The sequence below is a fragment of the Winogradskya consettensis genome, from assembly GCF_018332715.1.
Taxonomy (GTDB): domain Bacteria; phylum Actinomycetota; class Actinomycetes; order Mycobacteriales; family Micromonosporaceae; genus Actinoplanes; species Actinoplanes consettensis.
In genome coordinates, this window is the sequence record NZ_BOQP01000072.1 from 1 (window position 1) to 1,541 (window position 1,541).

1 protein-coding gene is annotated in these 1,541 nt (G+C 65.8%); it reads right to left on the reverse strand.

Going from position 1 to position 1,541, the window contains the following annotated elements:
- Positions 1–33: 33 nt before the first annotated feature.
- A protein-coding gene (locus tag Aco04nite_RS46850; protein ID WP_438875008.1) for an IS3 family transposase occupies positions 34–1,421 on the reverse strand; the annotation gives its coding sequence in 2 pieces (ribosomal slippage) (positions 34–1,088 and positions 1,088–1,421; 1,389 coding nt in all).
- Between the last annotated feature and the right edge of the window lie 120 nt (positions 1,422–1,541).

A 1,541-nucleotide genomic window follows, 5' to 3' on the forward strand; every position in this document is an offset into this window, starting at 1 on the left:
CGGAACGTGTCAAGGAATTGAGGCCGGCGGGAGTTAAGCGGCCTGTGGTCGGTTGATCCAGGCGTGGTCGGGCAGGTCGAGGATTTTGGGCAGGACGTTGGCGGTGGTGAACCGTTCGGGGTTCGCCGTCCGGGCTGTGGTCAGGGTCTGTTCGCGGGTGTCACGAACGGTGTGGTGCCGGCCGTGGTGGACCTCCGCGGGGGTATGCAGGCCGATCCCGGAATGCCGGTGGGCGTGGTTGTACCAGATCACGAATTCGGTCATGAATCTGCGCGCTTCGGCGAGGGTGGCGAACCGGTCCGGGAAGACCGGTGCGTACTTCAACGTCTTGAACCATGCTTCGCTGTAAGGGTTGTCGTTACTGACTTTCGGCCTCGAATGCGACCGTGTCACGGTCAGGTCCTCGAGGAGTTCGGCCACCGATTTCGAGGTCATCGACGTGCCTCGGTCGGCGTGCACGACATGCGGGACACCGTGGGTGTCGAACACCTCCCGCATCATCGACTTCGCGAGAGGCCCGGACTCGCGGGCGTGCACGCGGGCACCGACGATGAACCGGGAGTAGATGTCGACCATGACGTAGGCGTTGTAGTAGACGCCTTTGGCCGGGCCGGCGAGTTTGGTGATGTCCCACGAGTAGACCTGCCGCGGCCCGTCGGCGACCAACTCCGGACGGGTGCGAGTGGGATGCCGGGCCAGCCGCCGGCGTTCGGCCACCTGCCTGTCGGCACGCAGAATGCGATACATCGTCGCGATCGAGGCCACATACACGCCCTGATCCAACAGGGTGGCATAGATCTGTGCCGGGGCCGCGTCGACGAACTCCGGACTGTCCAGCACGGCCAGAACCTGATCCCGCTCGACCGGGCTCAGCGCGTTCGCCGGCACCCGCGGTGTCCGGCGTGACGGACTCGCCCGGCGCCGATCACGATCCGCTGACGCGCGGGCGATCCCCGTCATCGCCGCTGCCTGCCGGGTGGTCGTGCCTGTCCCGGTCAGCTGCGCGAAGGCGTCCATCAGCGTCTGCCGAGCCCGAACACGTCCGGACCGTCCGGCTCGCTCCTGGAGATGTCCTCCAAGAGCTCGCGCGCTTTTCCCATAATCGTCAACGCCGTCTCCGTACGCGCCAACTTCGCCTGCGCCTGGTCCAACTCACGACGCAACCGGGCGATCTCCGCTTGTTCCGCCGATGGCCGCCCGACCGTCTGTCCAGCCGGTTTACCCTGCAACAGGCCGGCGTCACGGTCCCGGCGCCACTGCGTCATCAACGATGAATACAAACCCTCACGGCGCAGGAACACCCCGCCCTCACCAGCCCCGACGGCCTGCTCATACCGGTCCAGGAAATCCAGCTTCTGCCCCGGCGAGAACGTCCGACGCGGCCGTGGCCCACCAGCACGAGGCCCCTTCTTGCGACTCATGACCCCATCCTGGGCCGTCACAACGTCTACAGCAGTATTCAACGCATCCCGTTCCTGAACTCGCCCCGTCAGACGGACTTGCTATGAACCGCCGGCCTCAACTCACCCTGACAGACAGGG